This is a genomic window from Nonomuraea sp. NPDC049141 (genome assembly GCF_040648415.1).
In the GTDB taxonomy this organism is placed as follows: domain Bacteria; phylum Actinomycetota; class Actinomycetes; order Streptosporangiales; family Streptosporangiaceae; genus Nonomuraea.
The window spans coordinates 431,262-447,780 of record NZ_JBEZDR010000006.1 but is presented as its reverse complement, the minus strand read 5'-3'; the positions used below and the strand labels follow the sequence as shown (position 1 = coordinate 447,780).

The following is a 16,519-nucleotide window of genomic DNA, read 5'->3' as shown; positions in this document are numbered from 1 at the left end:
TGCCTGAAATTCTGGATTCGAGGATGTTATCCAACCGGAGGCGAGGCCGTCGCGTCCTCGCGCTGGTGAGCGCGGTCGTCGCCCTGCTCGGCGGGTTCCCCGCCGCCCCCGCTCTCGCCGGCGCGTCACGCCCGGTGGTGCGTACCGAAACCGGCCTGCTCAAGGGCGCCGAGGCCGAGCGCGTGGACCGGTTCCTGGCCGTCCCGTACGCGCAGCCGCCGGTCGGCGAACTGCGCTGGAGAGCGCCCCGCCCGGCCGTCCCGTGGACGGGCGTCCGTGACGCGGCCGGGTGGGGCAACCGCTGTCCCGCCACGGTCAGCGGCAACGGGCCGCGCTCGGAGACCGAGGACTGCCTGTACCTCAACGTGTTCCGGCCCGCCGGCACCCGGGCCGGGCAGCGGCTGCCCGTGCTCTTCTGGATCCACGGCGGCGGCCTGGTCAACGGCTCCGGCAACCAGCACGACGGCAGCCTGATCGCCCGGCTCGAGAACGTCGTGGTGGTGAGCATCAACTACCGCCTGGGCGTGCTCGGCTACCTCGCGCACCCGGCGCTCACCCGGGAGTCCGGCCAATCCGGCAACTACGGGCTCCTCGACCAGCAGGCGGCGCTGCGGTGGGTGCAGCGCAACATCGGCGCCTTCGGCGGCGACCCCCGCCAGGTGACCATCGACGGTGAGTCGGCCGGCGGGTTCTCCGTCTGCGCGCACCTGACCGCTCCCGGATCGAAAGGGCTGTTCGAGCGGGCGATCATCCAGAGCGGCTCCTGCGTCAGCCAGCCCGTCAGCCAGGCAGAGCAGTCCGGCACGTCGATCGCCACCCAGCTCGGCTGCGCCGACGACGCGACCGCCGTCGCCTGCCTGCGCGCGCTGACCCCGGCGCGGCTGATCGACGGGCCGCAGTACAGCTCGTTCACGCACGGCGGTCCGGTGCTGCCGGAGGGCCCCGGCGACGCCGTCCGTGCGGGTCGCTTCCAGCGCGTACCGCTGATCGTGGGTTCCACCCGCGATGAGGGCCGTACGTTCGCGCAGGGCAACCTGGGGTGGACCGAGGAGCAGTACGAGGGCTTCGTCCGGAGCCTGTACGGCGACAAGGCCGACGCCGTCCTGGGACGGTATCCCTGGCCGGCGGCGCCGGACCAGTTCACCTCCGCGTACCTGACGGCGGCGATCCTCACCGACTCCGGGTTCATCGCGGGGCTGGGCGGCTGCCCGACGCTCACGTTCATCAAGGACCTGTCGGCCTACACCCGCGTGTTCGCCTACCGGTTCGACCACCGGACAGGTCCGGGCCTGCGCCCCGAGCCGGTCGGCTACGAATGGGGCGCCGGGCACGCCGCCGAACTGGCCTACCTGTGGCCGAGTTTCGACAACGGCACGCCGATCGCGCCCACTTTCGACGCGGCCGAACGCCGGCTGGCCGCGGACATGGTGCACTACTGGGGATCGTTCGCCCGGCTCGGCCGGCCGCAGGCGCCGTTCGCGTCCTCGTGGGCGGACTACAACCGCGCCTCGCGCGTCATGTCGCTGCGCGCGGGCGGACGGTCGATGATGGTCCCGGTCGCCGAGATGGCCGCCGAGCACAACTGCGATCTGTGGAACGCGCTCTGACCTTGATCGGTCCTTGAAACCCTTCGTCCGCCTCCGCGACGGTGGAGGCGGACGAAAGAGCCCGGCGAGCGCACGATGTTGATCGTCGGTGCCAGGGCGATGTTGTGGCCCTTGCCGGCCTGCTCGACGCGGGAGCGCTGTCCCCGGCCGCCGGTGGCGGCTGGGCGACACCCGTCAGCACAAGGAGGGCGGCGGCTGCCAGGGCGGTCGCGCCATGGAGTCGTCCGGGCATCTGCGAGGTCCTCTCTCAGGAGGTGGCCAGGGCTCGGGGGACCGTGACCTGAGGTGGGACTGGTCGATGCGGACGGCGGAATGATCTTCGCCATATGTTGTGCCCGACAACATATGGTCAGGTCGAATGCCCGGCAAGGGCCTCTTCCGCCGTCCGGAAGACGATGGGGGAGAGCGCTATTTATCTTCCGTTCAGCGGTTGGATGCCTTTTTAGGCCGCATATCACCGCATATGGTTCGGGGCGCGTCGCATCAGCTCGACATTCATCGATGGATGTACCCCAAGAGCGCTCTCACGGCCCGGCTCGGCTCAGAGCCGTGTCCTGCGGCGCCGTCCCTTCCTGTCCCCGTGTCGGCGGAGCCATGCCCGCCGAACCCGTTCCGGAGAGGTAAGACCATGACATCCCCCCTCGATCGAGCGCGGGGCCGCGCCCGATCCGCCTGGTCGGCGGCGTTACTCGCGCTGACCGTCGCCGTCGCGACCGCGCTGGCCGGCGGCGCCGTCACCGCCCGGGCCGCCGTCACCGTCCGAGCCGCCGACGAGCTGCTGTCCCAGGGCAAGCCGGCGACCGCGTCGTCCGTCGAGAACGCCGGCACGCCGGCTTCGGCGGCCGTGGACGGCAACGTAGCCACCCGGTGGTCGAGCGCCTTCAGCGACCAGCAGTGGCTGCGGGTCGACCTCGGCGCCAGCGCCACCATCAGCCAGGTCGTGCTGAACTGGGAGGCCGCCTACGGCCGGGTGTTCCAGATCCAGACCTCCGCCGACGCTCTCACCTGGACCACCGTCTATCTGACCGTCGCCGGCACCGGTGGGGTGCAGACGCTCCCCGTGACCGGGACCGGGCGGTACGTACGGATGCTCGGCCTCACCCGCGGGACCGCCTATGGCTACTCCCTGCGGGAGTTCCAGGTCTACGGCTCAGGGGGCGGCACCACGCCGCCGCCGGGGAACGGCACCATCCCCGACCCGACGATCGCCTCGCTGGAGGCGACCGCCGGTCCGCTGGCCACCGCGACGTACACGGTCCCGAGCCCCAGCGGGTACAAGGCCGGCACCATCACGTACCCGACGGCCGGCGGCTCCTACCCGGGCATCGTCCTGATGCCGGGCTACCAGGGCACGCAACAGAACCTGAGCTGGCTCGGCCCGCGCCTGGCCTCGTGGGGCTTCGTCGTCGTCAACGTCGACACCAACACGCTGACCGACACTCCCGACCAGCGGGGCACCGAGATCCGGGCGGCCGGCACCCAGCTGCTCAACCTGAGCAACGCCACCGGCAACCCCATCTCGGGCAAGGTGAACGGCACGCTCGGAGTGTCGGGCCACTCCATGGGCGGTGGCGGCACGATGGTGGCGCTGCGTGACGACAGCCGGTTCGCGGCGGGCGCGCCCCTGGCCCCGTACCACACGAGTCCGAACTTCGCCGGCGTCACCAAGCCGACCTTCTTCCTGACCTGCGCGAGCGACGTCGCCGCGCCCGGCGCCACCTACGCCAGGCCCTGGTACAACAGCATGACGCAGGCCGAGAAGCTGTACATCGAGGTTCCCGGCGACCACCTCTGCCCGATGACCGGCTACGGCAACAAGGCCAAGCAGGGCAAGTGGCTCGTGTCGTTCTTCAGCCGCTGGCTGCGCAACGACACCCGCTTCACCCCGTTCCTGTGCGGCACCCAGCGTGACGCCGACCGGACCAACACCTCGCTGGTGACCCAGTGGACGGACACCTGCCCGTTCTGACCACACCGGCCGGAAACAGCCGGGCACGGTGGCCGAGGCCGCCGTGCCCGGCTTTCCATGCCGCGTCACCTGCGCGTTCGCCGCTATTCGCCGCCGGCGTGCTGACCCAGCACATGACAGACGTGTTTCTAGATTGTTATCGACGGCAACCAATTAGCCCGGAAATGGGGCTAGACCCGCTCGCCTCCGCGGATTACGTTGCCGCAAACAACATTCAACGAAATGGTGAGGCCGGGATCCGGTGCATCTGACGACGTGGGCGTTTCGCAGCACGATCGACAGTCGGAGGCAGTGCCCATGACCATGACCACAGCGACGATGTCAAGCCCGTCCGAGCAACCGGACTCCGGCCGATCCGTGGCCAGCCGGGTCCTCAGCGTCTTGGACGCGTTCTCCGGCGAGCGCCGCCGGCTGACCCTGTCCGACATCAGCCGGCGGACCAGGATGCCGCTGACGACCGCCCACCGTCTGGTCGGCGAGCTGGTCTCGTGGGGCGCGCTCGAACGTGACCGTGACGGCCGCTACCAGATCGGCCTGCACCTGTGGGAGGTCGCGGCACTGGCCCCTCGCGGTCTGGGGCTGCGCGAGGTGGCCATGCCCTTCCTCGAAGAGCTCTTCGTGGCGACCCGTCAACACGTCCAGCTCGCCGTCCTCGACGACCTGGACGTCGTGTACATCGAGCGGATCTCCAGCCGGGACGCCGTCGGCGTGCACAGCCGGGTCGGCGGACGGTGGCCCGCGCACACCACCGGCGTCGGCCTCGTGCTGCTCGCGTACGCGTCCCGGCCGGCCCAGGAGCGCTACCTGGCCAGCCCGCTGGCGACCTTCACCAAGAAGACCATCATGACGCCGGACGCCTTGCGCCGGGTGCTGGCCGAGGTACGGCGCACCGGCTACGCCGTCAGCGACCGGCAGGTCACCCTCGACGCGGTCTCGGTGGCCGCACCCGTGCGTGACGCCGGCAACGAGGTGGTGGCCGCGCTCTCCGTCGTCGTCCGCGCCGACGGTGACGGCGGCGCCGTCTCGGGCGTGCCCGCGAAGAGCAGCCGCATCGCCCTGCCGGGTGCGTCCATGCCCGGCTCTCCGCAGGGCACGCACACGCCCGGCGTCGTGCCCGCGGTCCTGGCCGCCGCCCGCGGCATCAGCCTGCAACTCCTCCGGCACCCGGAAAGACCGTAGCGATTACGTACGGGATGGAAACCAAAAGTTTCGGCTAGCGTGCGAGAGCGGCGGTGCTGCTCCGCACGATGAGCTCGGTGCCCAGCTCGATCCGGCTCTGCGCCACCGGCTCGCCCCGCGCCAGCCGCACCAGCATGGTGGTCGCGGCGGAGGCCATCTCGGTGAGCGGCTGGCGGATCGTGGTCAGCGGCGGGATGGCCCACCGCGTCGGGGGGAGGTCGTCGAAGCCGACCACGTTCAGGTCGTCCGGGATGCGCAGGCCCAGCTCGTACGCCGCCCGGTAGACGCCCATGGCCTGCCCGTCGTTGCAGGCGAAGATCGCGGTGGGTGGATCGGGCAGCCGCAGCAGCCGATGGGCCTGGGCCAGGCCGCCTTCGACGAGGAAGTCGCCCCGGCAGATCAGGTCCGGGTCGACGGGCACGCCGGCCATGTCCAGCGCGGCGCGGTAGCCGTCGAGGCGGGCCCGGCTGGACAGCGCGTATTCGGGGCCGGTGATGATGCCGATCCGCCGGTGCCCGAGCTGCACCAGGTAACGGGTCGCCGAGAGCCCGCCGTGCCAGTTGCCGGCGCCCACCGAGGGCACCTGATGGCCGGGTTCGCCGCTCGGGTCCAGCAGGACGAGGGGGATGCCACGGGCGGCGAGCTGGTCGTGCTGGGCGTCGGTCAGCCCGCTGAACACCGCGATGACGCCGGTGGGACGGCGGCCCAGCACGCCCTCGATCCAGCTCCGGCCCGGAACGTGGCGGTGCTGCAACTCCGACAGCACCACGGCCAGGTCGTGCTCCCGCGCCACCTGCTCGACACCCTTGATGATCTCTATCGGGTAGTCGCCCTCCAGCGCGTGGAAGACCAGCTCCACCAGGGCGGCCGGGCTCTCGCGCCGCCGCTGCCGCCGGTAGCCGTGCTCGCGGATGAGCCCCTCGACGAGGGCCCGGGTCTCCGGCGCGACTTCGGAACGGCCGTTCACCACTTTGGAGACCGTCGCCGTGGAGACCCCGGCCAGCTCGGCGAGCTGGGCGAGCGTCAGAGACTGCTTGTGCGTGGTGCCGGGGCCGGGCGGCTCCTGGGTCGCGGTCATGGCCGCAGTCTAGACGCAGAGGTTTCGGAAACAAGGGCGATTGTTTCGTACGTCTTACCGGCAGATTGTTGACGAGTTTCCAGGTAGGTGCCTAGAGTCCCCGGTTAACGATCGGCCAAATATCCGAAAGTTTTCGGCAACTAGTTCCGTACCAGCTCTTCAGCATCGGCCCCCAGTAGAAGAGATCGCCGTGAAGCTCCGCATCGTAACCCCGGTCGCCCTCGCCGCGGCCCTCGCCCTGACCACGGCCGCCTGCGGTGGCGGCGGCGGCACCTCCGCCGTCGCGCCGCCCGAGGGCGGCAAGTCGTTCGACTTCTGGTCGTTCAGCGGGATCAACCAGAAAGCCTCGGTCGAGGACTACCAGAAGAACAACCCCGGCATCCAGGTGAAGCTCACCGAGGTCGGCAGCTCCGTGGAGACGGCGCAGGCGCTGACGACGGCGCTGGCCGGCGGCAAGGTGCCCGACCTCGTGCTGATCCAGGGCGATGACCTGCCCAAGTTCGTCCAGCAGCCGCAGAACTTCTACGACCTGCGGCAACTGGGCGCCGACAAGATCAAGGGCGACTATCTGGACTGGGTGATCAGCCAGAGCGTGGCCAAGGACGGCACGATCATCGGCATCCCGACGGACGTGGGCGGCATGGCCGTCGCCTACCGGACGGACCTGTTCAAGGCCGCCGGACTGCCGACCGATCGCGAGGAGGTGAGCAAGCTCTGGCCCACCTGGGACGCCTTCATCGAGACCGGCAAGAAGTACACCGCGGCGACCAAGAAGGCGTTCATCGACAACGCCGGCACCAGCGTGTTCTACCAGGCGGTCAACCAGGGGCCGCAGAAGTACTACGACCCGTCGGGCAACGTCGTCTACAGCACCAGCCCGCAGGTCAAGGCGGCATTCGACTACGGCATCAAGGCCGTGCAGGCGGGCATCTCCGCCAAGCAGAGCTCCTTCACCGAGGGATGGACCGCCGGCATGGGCAAGGGCCAGTTCGCGGTGATCTCCGCGCCGTCCTGGATGCTCGGCGCCATCCGGAGCAACGCCCCCAGCACCAAGGGCAAGTGGGACATCGCCACTATCCCGGGCGGCGCGGGCAACTGGGGCGGCAGCTACCTGGCCATCCCCAAGGGCGCCAAGAACCCCAAGGCCGCCTGGGACTACATCACCAAGACCCAGTCCCCGCAGGGCCAGCTGACGCACTTCGTCGACTCCGGCGCGCTGCCCACCACCCCGTCGGTCTACAAGGACGCCAAGCTCACGTCCCTGAAGGACCCGTTCTTCTCCGACGCGCCGACCGGGACGATCTACACCAACTCGGTGCTCGGGCTCAAGCCGTTCTACATCGGGCCGGACAGCTCTCCCATCGGCTCGGAGTTCCTGAACGCGATCACCAACGTCGAGCAGGGCAAGGGCGACGCGGCCAAGGCGTGGGACGCGGCCCTGGCCAACATCAAGACCGCCATCGGCAAGTAGGACGAGCGTGACGACGACTCTCAGCACCCGGCGGGCGCAGGCCGTGCCCGCCGGGGCGACCTCGGTGCGGCAGAGCATTGCCGAACGCATCGCGCCGTACGCCTACATCGCGCCGTTCTTCGTGCTCTTCGCGGTGTTCGGGCTGGTGCCGCTGCTGTCCACGTTCTACGTGGCGCTGTTCGACTGGAACCCCATCGGCGAGCACGTCTTCATCGGCGTGGACAACTTCACCCGCTTGTTCGCCGACGCGCGGTTCTGGAACGCGGCGTGGAACACGATCAGCATCTGGCTGCTGTCCACCGTGCCGCAACTGGTGGTGGCGCTGGGCCTGGCGCACCTGCTCAACCACGCCCGGCTCCGGCTGGCGGTGTTCTTCCGGATGTCGATGATGGTGCCGTACATCACGTCGGTGGCGGCCACCGCGATCGTCTTCGCCCAGATGTTCGACCGCGACTTCGGCCTGCTCAACTGGCTGCTCGGGTTCGCCGGTGTGGGGCCGATCGACTTCAAGCAGTCGGTGCTGGGCAGCCACGTGCTGATCGCGGCCATGGTGGCCTGGCGCTGGTTCGGCTACACCACGCTGCTCTACCTGGCCTCCCTGCAGGCCATCCCGCGCGCGATCTACGAGGCGGCGGCCGTGGACGGCGCGGGCGGGTGGAAGCAGTTCCGCCACATCTCGATCCCGTCGCTGCGGCCGGTCATCGTGTTCACGATCGTGACCTCGACGATCGGCGGCCTGCAGATCTTCACTGAGCCGCTGCTCGTCTCCCGCAGCACGACCTGCGGAGCGGTCCGGCAGTGCCAGACACTGACGCTGTTCCTCTATGAGCAGGGCTTCGGCCAGTACCAGTTCGGGTACGGCGCGGCCATCGGCGTGGCGCTGTTCGTGCTGGTGGTCGGGCTCGCGACGGTCAACTACCTTCTGTCCACCCGCATCCGTCCGGAGCGATGATGACCAAGACGATCCGGCGCTCGGGTGAGCGCGTCCGCTGGTGGGCTTACGTCCTGCTGGGGCTGGCCGTGTTCGCCTGCCTGTTCCCGCTGTACTGGATGTTCGTGGTGGCCACGACCGACACCGCGACCGCCGCGCGGCTGCCGCCCGCGATCGCGCCCGGCGGCAACTTCTTCCATCTGGCCGACCTGGTGTTCACGACGGTGCCGTTCGTGAGCTCGATCGTCAACAGCCTCATCGTGGCCGGCACGATCGCGGTCGGGCAAGCCCTGCTGTGCTCGCTGGCCGGGTTCGCCTTCGCCAAGTTGCGCTTTCCCGGCCGCAATGTGCTGTTCCTGATCGTCGTGCTCACCATGACGGTGCCGACGCAGCTCTCCGTCATCCCGCAGTACATGATCATCTCCTCGCTGGGCTGGGTGGACACGCTCCAGGCGCTCATCGTGCCCGGCCTGGCCAGCGCGTTCGGGATCTTCTGGATGCGCCAGCACCTGTCCACCACGATCAGCGACGAGATCCTCCAGGCCGCGCGCATAGACGGCGCCACCACCTGGCAGATCTTCTGGCGCATTGCGTTCCCGCTGGTGCGGCCGGCCGCGTTCGTGCTCGGCCTACTCGCCTTCGTCACCGCCTGGAACGACTTCCTGTGGCCGTTCATCGTGCTGAAGTCGCCGGAGATGTACACCGCGCAGATCGCCATCAAGGCGCTGCAGAACAGCTTGAACATCGATCTCGGGCTCGCCATGTCGGGCTCGTTCCTGGCCACCATCCCGCTGCTGGTGCTGTTCGTCTTCGTGGGCCGGCGCATGGTGGCCGGGATCATGGACGGCGCCTTCAAGGGCTGATCCTCTCGCAGAAAGGAAACCGCTCAACGTGCCGATGTACGACAATCCGGTGATCAGCGGATTCCACCCGGATCCGAGCGTGTGCCGGGTCGGCGAGGACTACTATCTCGTCTGCTCCAGCTTCGAGTACTTCCCCGGCGTCCCGATCTTCCACAGCCGGGACCTGGTGCACTGGCGGCAGGTGGGCAACGTCCTCGACCGGCCGTCGCAACTGGAGCTGCCCCCTGAGACGCTCGCCTCCGGCGGGATCTACGCGCCGACGATCCGGCACCACGACGGCCGGTTCTACCTGATCACCACCAACGTGGGCGGCCGGGGCAACTTCATCGTCACCGCCGACCGTCCCGAAGGACCGTGGTCGGACCCCGTCTGGATCGACCTGCCGGGCATCGACCCCCATCTGTCCTGGGACGAGGACGGCTCCTGCTGGTGCGCCTTCTCCGGTACGGAGGTGGCGCGGATCGACCCGGTGGCCGGCAAGGTGCTGGAGGGGCCGTATCACGCCTGGTCCGGTGTGGGCATGAAATATCCGGAAGGCCCGCACCTCTTCCACGTGGGCGACTGGTGGTACCTGCTGATGTCCGAGGGCGGCACCGAGCGCGGCCACAGCGTCTCGATCGCCCGCGCCCGCTCGCCGCGCGGCCCGTACGAGGCGGGCCCGGTCAACCCGATCCTGTCGCACAGCGGCACCGACCGGCCGATCCAGAGCACCGGTCACGCCGACATGGTGCAGGCGGCCGACGGCACCTGGTGGATGATCCTGCTCGGCACCCGCCCGCGCGGCTACACGCCGGAGTTCCAGGTCCTCGGGCGCGAGACGTTCCTCACCCCGGTGGACTGGGTGGACGGCTGGCCCGTCGTCGGCCCGGTCCTCGAACGCCATCCGGCACCGGCCGCCTGGCACCCCCTCCCTGAGCTCCCGCCCCGGGACGATTTCGACTCCGGCGCTCTGGCACCGCACTGGGTCTCGCCGCGCGGCCGCCCGGACGACTCCTGGTCGCTGGCCGAGCGCCCCGGCTGGCTGACCCTGCACGCCACCGGCTCCACGCTGGACCGCCCGGGATGCACCTTCGTCGGGCGCCGCCAGCAGCACCACGACTGCCGCGTCACCGCCCGCCTGGACCCGGGATCGGCCACGGCCGGACTGTCCGTCCGCATGGACGAGGCGCACCACTACGACCTGGAGGTACACGAAGGGCGCGCCCGCCTGTTCGCTCGGATCGGCCCGCTGCGCCAGTGCGTGGCCGACCATCCGGTCTCTTCGGGCCCGCTCACCCTCGCCATCGACGTCCGTACGCGCGACCTCCTGCCGCCGTCGGTGACCGCGCCCATCGCCGAGCCGGTCGGCGTCGGAGCCCGAGGCCCGGACACCATCGCCTTCTCCGCCGACGGGGTCCTGCTGGCCGAGCTCGACGGCCGCTACCTGTCCACCGAGGTGGCGACCGGCTTCACGGGGCGGGTCATCGGCATGTACGTCACGGACGGCAGCGCGGGCTTCGACTGGTACGACTACCAGGGCGGCGTCGGCCGCATCCCCTAGCACGGACCGGCCGAGGTCAGCCGTAGCGGCTCATGTCGTAAAAGAAGTCCGGAACGGTTCGCAGCTCCCGCGAGTCGGCCACCCGGTCGTAGACGTACTTGGCGACCGCGAGGTCCAGGACGCCGAGGCCGAACGGTGAGAAGATCACCGGCTGACCGGCCGGTGGCCGCAGTTCCCCCGCGAGGACGTCGTAGAGCGTGCCCGCCACGAAATCGCGGTGGCCGACGTGCTGCTCGGCCCGATGCGGCGAGGTGCCGGCCTTCATGCAGTGTTCGACGTCGTCGAGCACGTTGTACGACGACAGGATGATCTCCGGTGACAGGTCGCGTAGCGAGACGTGGAGCACCAGGGGGTTGTGCGCGAGACAACGGGGATCGGTGACGTGCGGCTCGCCGGCCACGGTCGCGAAGACGATCAGATCGTACGACCGGATCAGATCGTCGGCGGTGTCGTGGATCGTGATCCGTCCCGGTTCGCTACGTTCCAGGTAGTGCTTGAAGCCTTCCGCGTGCTCGGCCGCCAGGTCATGGATGCCGAGTTCCTGGAACGTGAAACCGTTGCCGGCCAGGTAGGTGTGGATGTAGCGGGCGATCAGCCCGGTTCCCACGAAGCCCACCCGGGTCGGCCGCGCACCGCGCAGGTCGCTCAGTTCGGCCGCGGCCAGGGCGGCTGACGCGGCCGTGCGCGCGGCACTGATCACCGAACTCTCCAGGCACGCGAACGGATAGCCCGTCTCGGTGTCGTTGAGGATCAGTACGGCGGAAGCCCGCGGGATGCCGGCCGCGACGTTCTCCGGGAAGCTCGAGATCCACTTGATTCCGTGCACGTCGACATCGCCCTTGACCGAGGCGGGCAGCGCGATGATCCGAGACGACGGACGGTCCGGAAAACGGAGGAAGTACGAGTCCGGATTGATCGTCGCACCCCTGCCGTGCAGCTCGTAGGCGAGCCGGACCACGTCGGTGACTTCGGCCTCTTAGTGCGCGATGGCTCGGCATACCTGAGCGCCGGAGATCACGGCGAAGGAGGGTGACTCGCTCACGTTCGGCTCCTGATTTCCATCATCGACGAGACGCGCTGGGCGTCGCTTAGGGAAGGGCGGGGATTCCGTGCTGCCGGCGGCATAGGCCTAGACCCCCTCAAGTCAGGGGTTTCACTCCACTGACGGTCGAGATCAACGGATGCATCGTTGGTGGCATGACGAGATCGATAGGCAGGTTCTGCTTCGAGCATCGCTGGAAGGTGGTCGTCGCATCGCTGCTGTTGATGGTGGCCGGGTTCGCCTCCGCAGGCTCGGTGGTCGGCGGGATGTCGGCCGTCCAGCAGCGGAACGTACCGGAGTCGCTGCAGGCCAGACAGCTGCTCGGCGAAGGCGGTTCGCAGGTGGTGCTGCTGGTCGAAGGGGTGGATCCGAAGGCGGCGCGGACTCAGGAGGCGCTGCGTGAGACGGCCGCCGCCGCCCGGACCCTGAAGGGGGTCACGGGCGTCGAGCAGCCCCGCACCGCATCCGATGGCAGCGGCGTCATGCTCGCCGTCGGCATCTCGCAGACCGAGGAGGAGGAGACCGCGGTACGTGTCGCCGACCGGCTGCGGATGATCCGCGACAGCCTGCCCGGGGCGAAGGTGCGCATCGGCGGGGACGCGTGGCTCCGGTACGAGACCAAGGGCACGGCGCAGAAGGACATGCGCGACGCGGAGTTCAAGGCGCTGCCCCTGACGTTCGTGGCCTTGGTGGTGGTGTTCGGCGGGCTGGTCGCCGCAGGGCTGCCACTGATCACCACGATCATCAGTGTCGGCGCGGCGTTCGTGGTGCTCCTCGCGCTCTCCCAGCTGATACCGCTCGACGGCAACGTCACCACGGTGGTGACACTGCTGGGGCTCGGACTGTGCATCGACTACGGTCTGCTGCTGGTCGGCCGATACCGCGAGGAGCTGGTGCTCCCGTACCGGCGGGCGACGGCCGCCGGGCGGAAGGGGATCAGCCGGGCCGAACGCGCCGCGGCGGTCGAGCGGACGTGGGCCACGGCGGGCCGGACGGTGATGTTCAGCGCCTGACCGTCGCCGCGGCACTGAGCGGGCTCATGGTGTTCAACGCCACGGGCCTGCGCGCGGTGGCGGCGGGCGGCGTCGCCGCCTCGCTGGTCGCCATGACGACGGCCCTGACGATGGCCGCCGCGTTGATGAGCCTGTTCGGCGGGCGGATTCATCCCTCGCGAAGTGCCCTGCGTGGTGAGGACCGCGTGGGAGGGTTCTTCGCGAAGCTGATCGGCTTGGTCCAGCGGTCGCCGCTGCTGGTGGCGGTCGGAATCGTGGCCGTGCTGCTCTCCTTGGGCGCGCCGATGCTCGGTGCGAAGATCGCGCTGTCGGGCACCCGGATTCTCCCGCCGGACCTGGAGTCGGTCCAGGTGACCAATGTGCTCGCCGCCAACTACGGGCGAACCGAGCGGCCCGCCGTCCTCGTGGTCGCCCAGGCCGATCCGGCTCGCCTTTCCACGTGGGCGGCCCGGTGGAGCGGTGATCCGGCGGTCGTGCGGGTCGAGTCGGCTCGGCCGGACGGAGCGGGGTTGTCCTCGGTGGTGCTGGCGGTGCGGGGTGACTCGCAGGGGCCGGCCGCCCTTGGGCTGGTCGATCGGGTGCGCGCGGAACGACCGGCCGACTACCGGATCTGGGTCGCCGGACAGGCGGCCGAACTCGTGGACGTCACCACCCTGCTGCGCGAGGGGATGCCGCTGGCGGTGACCGTCACCGCCACTGCCATGCTGGTGCTGCTCTTCCTGCTCAGCGGGTCGATCACGATACCGCTGACGGCGGTGGCCATGGCGGTGGTCTCCCTGGGAGCCACGTTCGGGGTGCTGGTGCTGGTGTTCCAGGAGGGATGGCTGTCCGGGGTGCTGGACACGCTCGTCGTAGGAGGGCTCGACCCGTTCGCACTCACGGTCATCTTCGCCTTCGCGTTCGGTCTTTCGATCGACTATGAGGTCTTCCTGCTCGGCCGGATCCGTGAGCATGTCAGTGGGGGTCTCGACACCCGCGACGCGATCCGGGCGGGGTTGCGGGACACCGGGCGGATCATCACCTCGGCCGCGTTGCTGATGCTGGTGGTGTTCGGCGCGTTCGGAACGGCGAGGATGGGGGACATCGAGCAGATCGGCATCGGGCTGTTCGCGGCGGTTCTGGTGGACGCCACTCTCGTACGGTGCCTGCTGGTGCCATCGGTGATGACGCTGATGGGAAAGGCGAACTGGTGGGCCCCCACGCCGCTGCGCAGACTCCATGGACGATTCGGCCTGCGGGAGGAGAGCCGCCACGAGCCGAGAGTCGAGGTCCGTCAATGAACGGAAGCCGGCCATCGAGCCGGCTTCCGCTCAGAGTCGATCAGCGGCGCCCGTGGTCACCAACGCCACTCGCGCTGGTTCAACAGGTGCCCGGCCTCGACGTCGTGGGCCTTGCACCAGCCGAGGAACTCCTCGATCTGCTGCAACTGGTACGAGCTCTCGTCATAGCTGGTCGCCATGACGTGACCCAGCCAGCTCTCTTCGCCCATCGCGTACACATACGCTTCGCGGGCACCGAGTTCGGTGACGATGTCGGCCGCCTGTACGGCGTTCGAACCGGAAAGCTTCCGCGAGTCGCTCATGCGCTTGGGGATCGGCCGGGTCAGCAGAGCCTGGTAGAGCCAGGTCAGCGGAGCGCCGTCGCATTCCATGCCCAGGAAGGCCATGTCCGTCGCGCCCAGATGCGAGCGAACATGACGGTAAAGGGCCGGATCGACGCCGGACGAATCCGCTCCGATGAATATCGACCGCCCGGCCAGCTGCACCCAGTAAGTCGACTTGGCGCGGATGTCCAGGTCCGCGTGTTCGCCGAGGAACGGCGTGGCCACCAGTCTTCCGCCCGGGAAGGGCACCTCCTCGAAGATGTCGGCCTCGGTCACATCCATGCCCAGCGCCGACAGGTAGAGGGCGAGCGATGGATCCGAGAGGTTGCCACCCGAGGAACGCGGCACGACGACCGTGCCGATGCGGCCACGCAGCTGGAGCAGCGATTCGAGCACGATGTGGTCCTGATGACCATGGGTGATCAGGCAGACGTCGATGTGGTCGGGCAGGTCGTCGTAGGTGTACCGGCCCGTCGCCGTGCTGTCCCCGCTGATGAACGGATCGGTGATGATGGTCGCTTCCGGCGACTGCAGCACGAGGCAGGCATGGCCGAAATAGCGGATGCGGCCACCGTTCTCGATGTGGCGGCCGGCGCGTTGCGGAGACTCGTGAGTCAGCAGGCCGGCGAGACCCGCGGCGGTCTCGTCGTCGTCGATCTCAAGCGCTTCCGGCCGTCACGTGCTCCGTGCAGTCCACCTTCCTGACCGGCGCGCCGCCGAGCACGCATGGCATCGTGGTCAACGGGTGGTACTTCCGGGAACTCGGTGAGGTGTTGCTGTGGCGCCAGCACAACGGCCTCGTCGGGGGTGACAAGATCTGGGACGACGCGCGGCGCGTCAAGCCCGGCTATCGGGTCGCCAACGTCTGCTGGTGGTATGCCATGGGTGCCGCGACGGACTTCTGCGTCACCCCACGGCCCATCTACCACGCGGACGGCCGCAAGTCACCCGACTGCTACACGGTGCCGCCTTCCTTACGGGTGGACCTCACCCGGGAGCTCGGCAGATTCCCGCTCTTCTCCTACTGGGGTCCCAAGGCCAGCCTGGCCTCCAGCCAGTGAATCGTCGACGCCGCACGCCTGCTGCTCGAACGAGAAAGCCCGGATCTCACTCTCGTGTACGTACCCCACCTCGACTACGACCTTCAGCGCTTCGGCCCAGACGGCCCGGAGGCGATGGCGGCGGCCAGGGACGTCGACGAGATCCTCGCCCCGTTGCTCGCCGATGCCGCCAGGGCCGGCATGATCACGGTCGTGCTCTCCGAGTACGGCATCACGGGCGTCTCCCGCCCGGTCGACATCAACCGGGCGCTGCGCCGGGCCGGACTGCTGTCCGTTCACCGGCAGGCCGGCATGGAATACCTCGATCCATGGAGGTCACGGGCGTTCGCGGTCGCGGACCACCAGATCGCACACGTGTACGTCCGCGACCCCGCGGACCGGCAGACCGTCCACGCCGTGTTGAAGGAACTGCCCGGCGTCGAAGAACTTCTCGATTCCTCCGGAAAGAGCTCGTACGGCCTTGACCACCCCAGGGCAGGAGAATTCATCGCGGTGGCCGAGCCTGACGCGTGGTTCACGTACTACTACTGGCTCGATGCCGCCCGTGCCCCGGATCTCGCCCGCCAGGTGGAGATCCATCGCAAACCCGGCTACGACCCGGCGGAGCTGTTCTTCGATCCGGCGGATCCGCTGGTGAAGGCCCGTGCCGCGGCGGCGCTCGCGCGCAGGCACCTGGGCCTTCGCTATGCGATGAACGTCGTTCCCCTCGACCCGCGGCTGGTCCGCGGCAGCCGCGGGCGGCTCCCCGCCGATCCCGCCGATGGGCCGATACTGCTGTGCTCGGAACCACTCGACCGGGATGTCTACGCGGCCACCGACGTCAAGGCGCTGCTGCTCTCGCTGGCCGGTCTCGCCGGCCCGGGGCGGCATGGACAGTCCGGTACCACCAGCTGTCCGTCCTGACCGGGCGATTCAGCCTCGCGCGCCTCACTTCCGACGGCCGCCTCGAGATGTTTCCCGGCTCTTTGCGAGGATAGAGCAGCGGTATCGCCCGCAGGGGGATCGCGACGGCTGCCATGCTGGACGGGGACGAGTCTGCACCCCTTATGCTCCCGAACAGGCCTGTCGTCGGCGAGGGCGAGGATTTGGGCGCATCGACGCCTTCCCAGGAGCTGACCGGCAGCAGGGATGTCGAAGTAAGGTGTGGAAGTTTGTGAGGAGT

General features: G+C 69.1%; 11 protein-coding genes and 2 pseudogenes. 10 read left to right on the top strand and 3 right to left on the bottom strand.

Annotated elements, in window-relative coordinates:
* Positions 1-65: 65 nt before the first annotated feature.
* From AB0B91_RS20960 to AB0B91_RS20950, 3 genes are all read left to right on the top strand, one after another.
* Positions 66-1,607 (top strand): carboxylesterase family protein, encoded by a 1,542-nt coding sequence (locus AB0B91_RS20960; RefSeq protein WP_358321820.1) that lies wholly within the window; start codon positions 66-68, stop codon positions 1,605-1,607.
* Positions 1,608-2,235: 628 nt separating this feature from the next.
* A complete protein-coding gene (locus AB0B91_RS20955) occupies positions 2,236-3,576 on the top strand; it encodes a discoidin domain-containing protein (protein WP_358321817.1) in 1,341 nt (446 codons plus the stop codon).
* A 297-nt stretch (positions 3,577-3,873) separates the two neighbouring features.
* Entirely contained in the window at positions 3,874-4,755 is an 882-nt protein-coding gene (locus AB0B91_RS20950) for an IclR family transcriptional regulator (RefSeq protein ID WP_358321814.1), read from the top strand.
* A gap of 34 nt (positions 4,756-4,789) precedes the next feature.
* Here AB0B91_RS20950 and AB0B91_RS20945 read toward each other — a convergent pair whose 3' ends face one another.
* Positions 4,790-5,833, bottom strand: a complete 1,044-nt coding sequence (locus AB0B91_RS20945) for a LacI family DNA-binding transcriptional regulator (protein WP_358321811.1) — start codon at positions 5,831-5,833, stop codon at positions 4,790-4,792.
* A gap of 190 nt (positions 5,834-6,023) precedes the next feature.
* On the opposite strand from AB0B91_RS20945, the gene AB0B91_RS20940 reads away from it, so the two are divergent.
* The 4 genes from AB0B91_RS20940 to AB0B91_RS20925 are packed head-to-tail and all read left to right on the top strand — an operon-like array spanning position 6,024 to position 10,638.
* Complete coding sequence (locus AB0B91_RS20940; protein WP_358321808.1) at positions 6,024-7,304, top strand: extracellular solute-binding protein; 1,281 nt, start codon at positions 6,024-6,026, stop codon at positions 7,302-7,304.
* 7 nt (positions 7,305-7,311) lie between these two features.
* Positions 7,312-8,256 (top strand): sugar ABC transporter permease, encoded by a 945-nt coding sequence (locus AB0B91_RS20935; protein WP_358321805.1) that lies wholly within the window; start codon positions 7,312-7,314, stop codon positions 8,254-8,256.
* Entirely contained in the window at positions 8,256-9,098 is an 843-nt protein-coding gene (locus AB0B91_RS20930) for a carbohydrate ABC transporter permease (protein WP_358321802.1), read from the top strand. Before AB0B91_RS20935 ends, AB0B91_RS20930 begins: the two co-directional genes overlap by 1 nt.
* Before the next feature lie 34 nt (positions 9,099-9,132).
* Entirely contained in the window at positions 9,133-10,638 is a 1,506-nt protein-coding gene (locus AB0B91_RS20925) for a glycoside hydrolase family 43 protein (RefSeq protein WP_358322205.1), read from the top strand.
* Between the two features lie 16 nt (positions 10,639-10,654).
* On the opposite strand, the pseudogene sbnB reads toward AB0B91_RS20925, so the two are convergent.
* Positions 10,655-11,599, bottom strand: a pseudogene (gene sbnB / locus AB0B91_RS20920) (2,3-diaminopropionate biosynthesis protein SbnB); the annotation flags it as partial.
* A gap of 236 nt (positions 11,600-11,835) precedes the next feature.
* Here sbnB and AB0B91_RS20915 point away from each other — a divergent pair.
* Positions 11,836-12,693: an MMPL family transporter gene (locus AB0B91_RS20915; RefSeq protein WP_358321799.1), complete on the top strand. Its 858-nt coding sequence runs from the start codon at positions 11,836-11,838 to the stop codon at positions 12,691-12,693.
* The gene (locus tag AB0B91_RS20910) at positions 12,654-13,973 is read left to right on the top strand and encodes an MMPL family transporter (protein WP_358321796.1); all 1,320 of its coding nucleotides are present in this window, start codon (positions 12,654-12,656) and stop codon (positions 13,971-13,973) included. The genes AB0B91_RS20915 and AB0B91_RS20910 overlap by 40 nt, the downstream gene beginning before the upstream one ends.
* Before the next feature lie 56 nt (positions 13,974-14,029).
* Here the strand turns inward: AB0B91_RS20910 and AB0B91_RS20905 are convergent, their stop codons facing one another.
* Positions 14,030-14,860 (bottom strand): MBL fold metallo-hydrolase, encoded by an 831-nt coding sequence (locus tag AB0B91_RS20905; protein ID WP_358322203.1) that lies wholly within the window; start codon positions 14,858-14,860, stop codon positions 14,030-14,032.
* A 101-nt stretch (positions 14,861-14,961) separates the two neighbouring features.
* Here AB0B91_RS20905 and AB0B91_RS20900 point away from each other — a divergent pair.
* Positions 14,962-16,260: pseudogene (locus tag AB0B91_RS20900) on the top strand (nucleotide pyrophosphatase/phosphodiesterase family protein); the annotation flags it as partial.
* Between the last annotated feature and the right edge of the window lie 259 nt (positions 16,261-16,519).

Bases quoted from the DNA above. Each gene is read 5' to 3' on its own strand.
- AB0B91_RS20950 (WP_358321814.1), top strand. From the start codon at position 3,874: ATGACCATGACCACAGCGACGATGTCAAGCCCGTCCGAGCAACCGGAC.
- AB0B91_RS20915 (WP_358321799.1), top strand. From the start codon at position 11,836: ATGACGAGATCGATAGGCAGGTTCTGCTTCGAGCATCGCTGGAAGGTG.
- AB0B91_RS20955 (WP_358321817.1), top strand. From the start codon at position 2,236: ATGACATCCCCCCTCGATCGAGCGCGGGGCCGCGCCCGATCCGCCTGG.
- AB0B91_RS20925 (WP_358322205.1), top strand. From the start codon at position 9,133: ATGTACGACAATCCGGTGATCAGCGGATTCCACCCGGATCCGAGCGTG.
- AB0B91_RS20945 (WP_358321811.1), bottom strand. From the start codon at position 5,833: ATGACCGCGACCCAGGAGCCGCCCGGCCCCGGCACCACGCACAAGCAG.
- AB0B91_RS20930 (WP_358321802.1), top strand. From the start codon at position 8,256: ATGACCAAGACGATCCGGCGCTCGGGTGAGCGCGTCCGCTGGTGGGCT.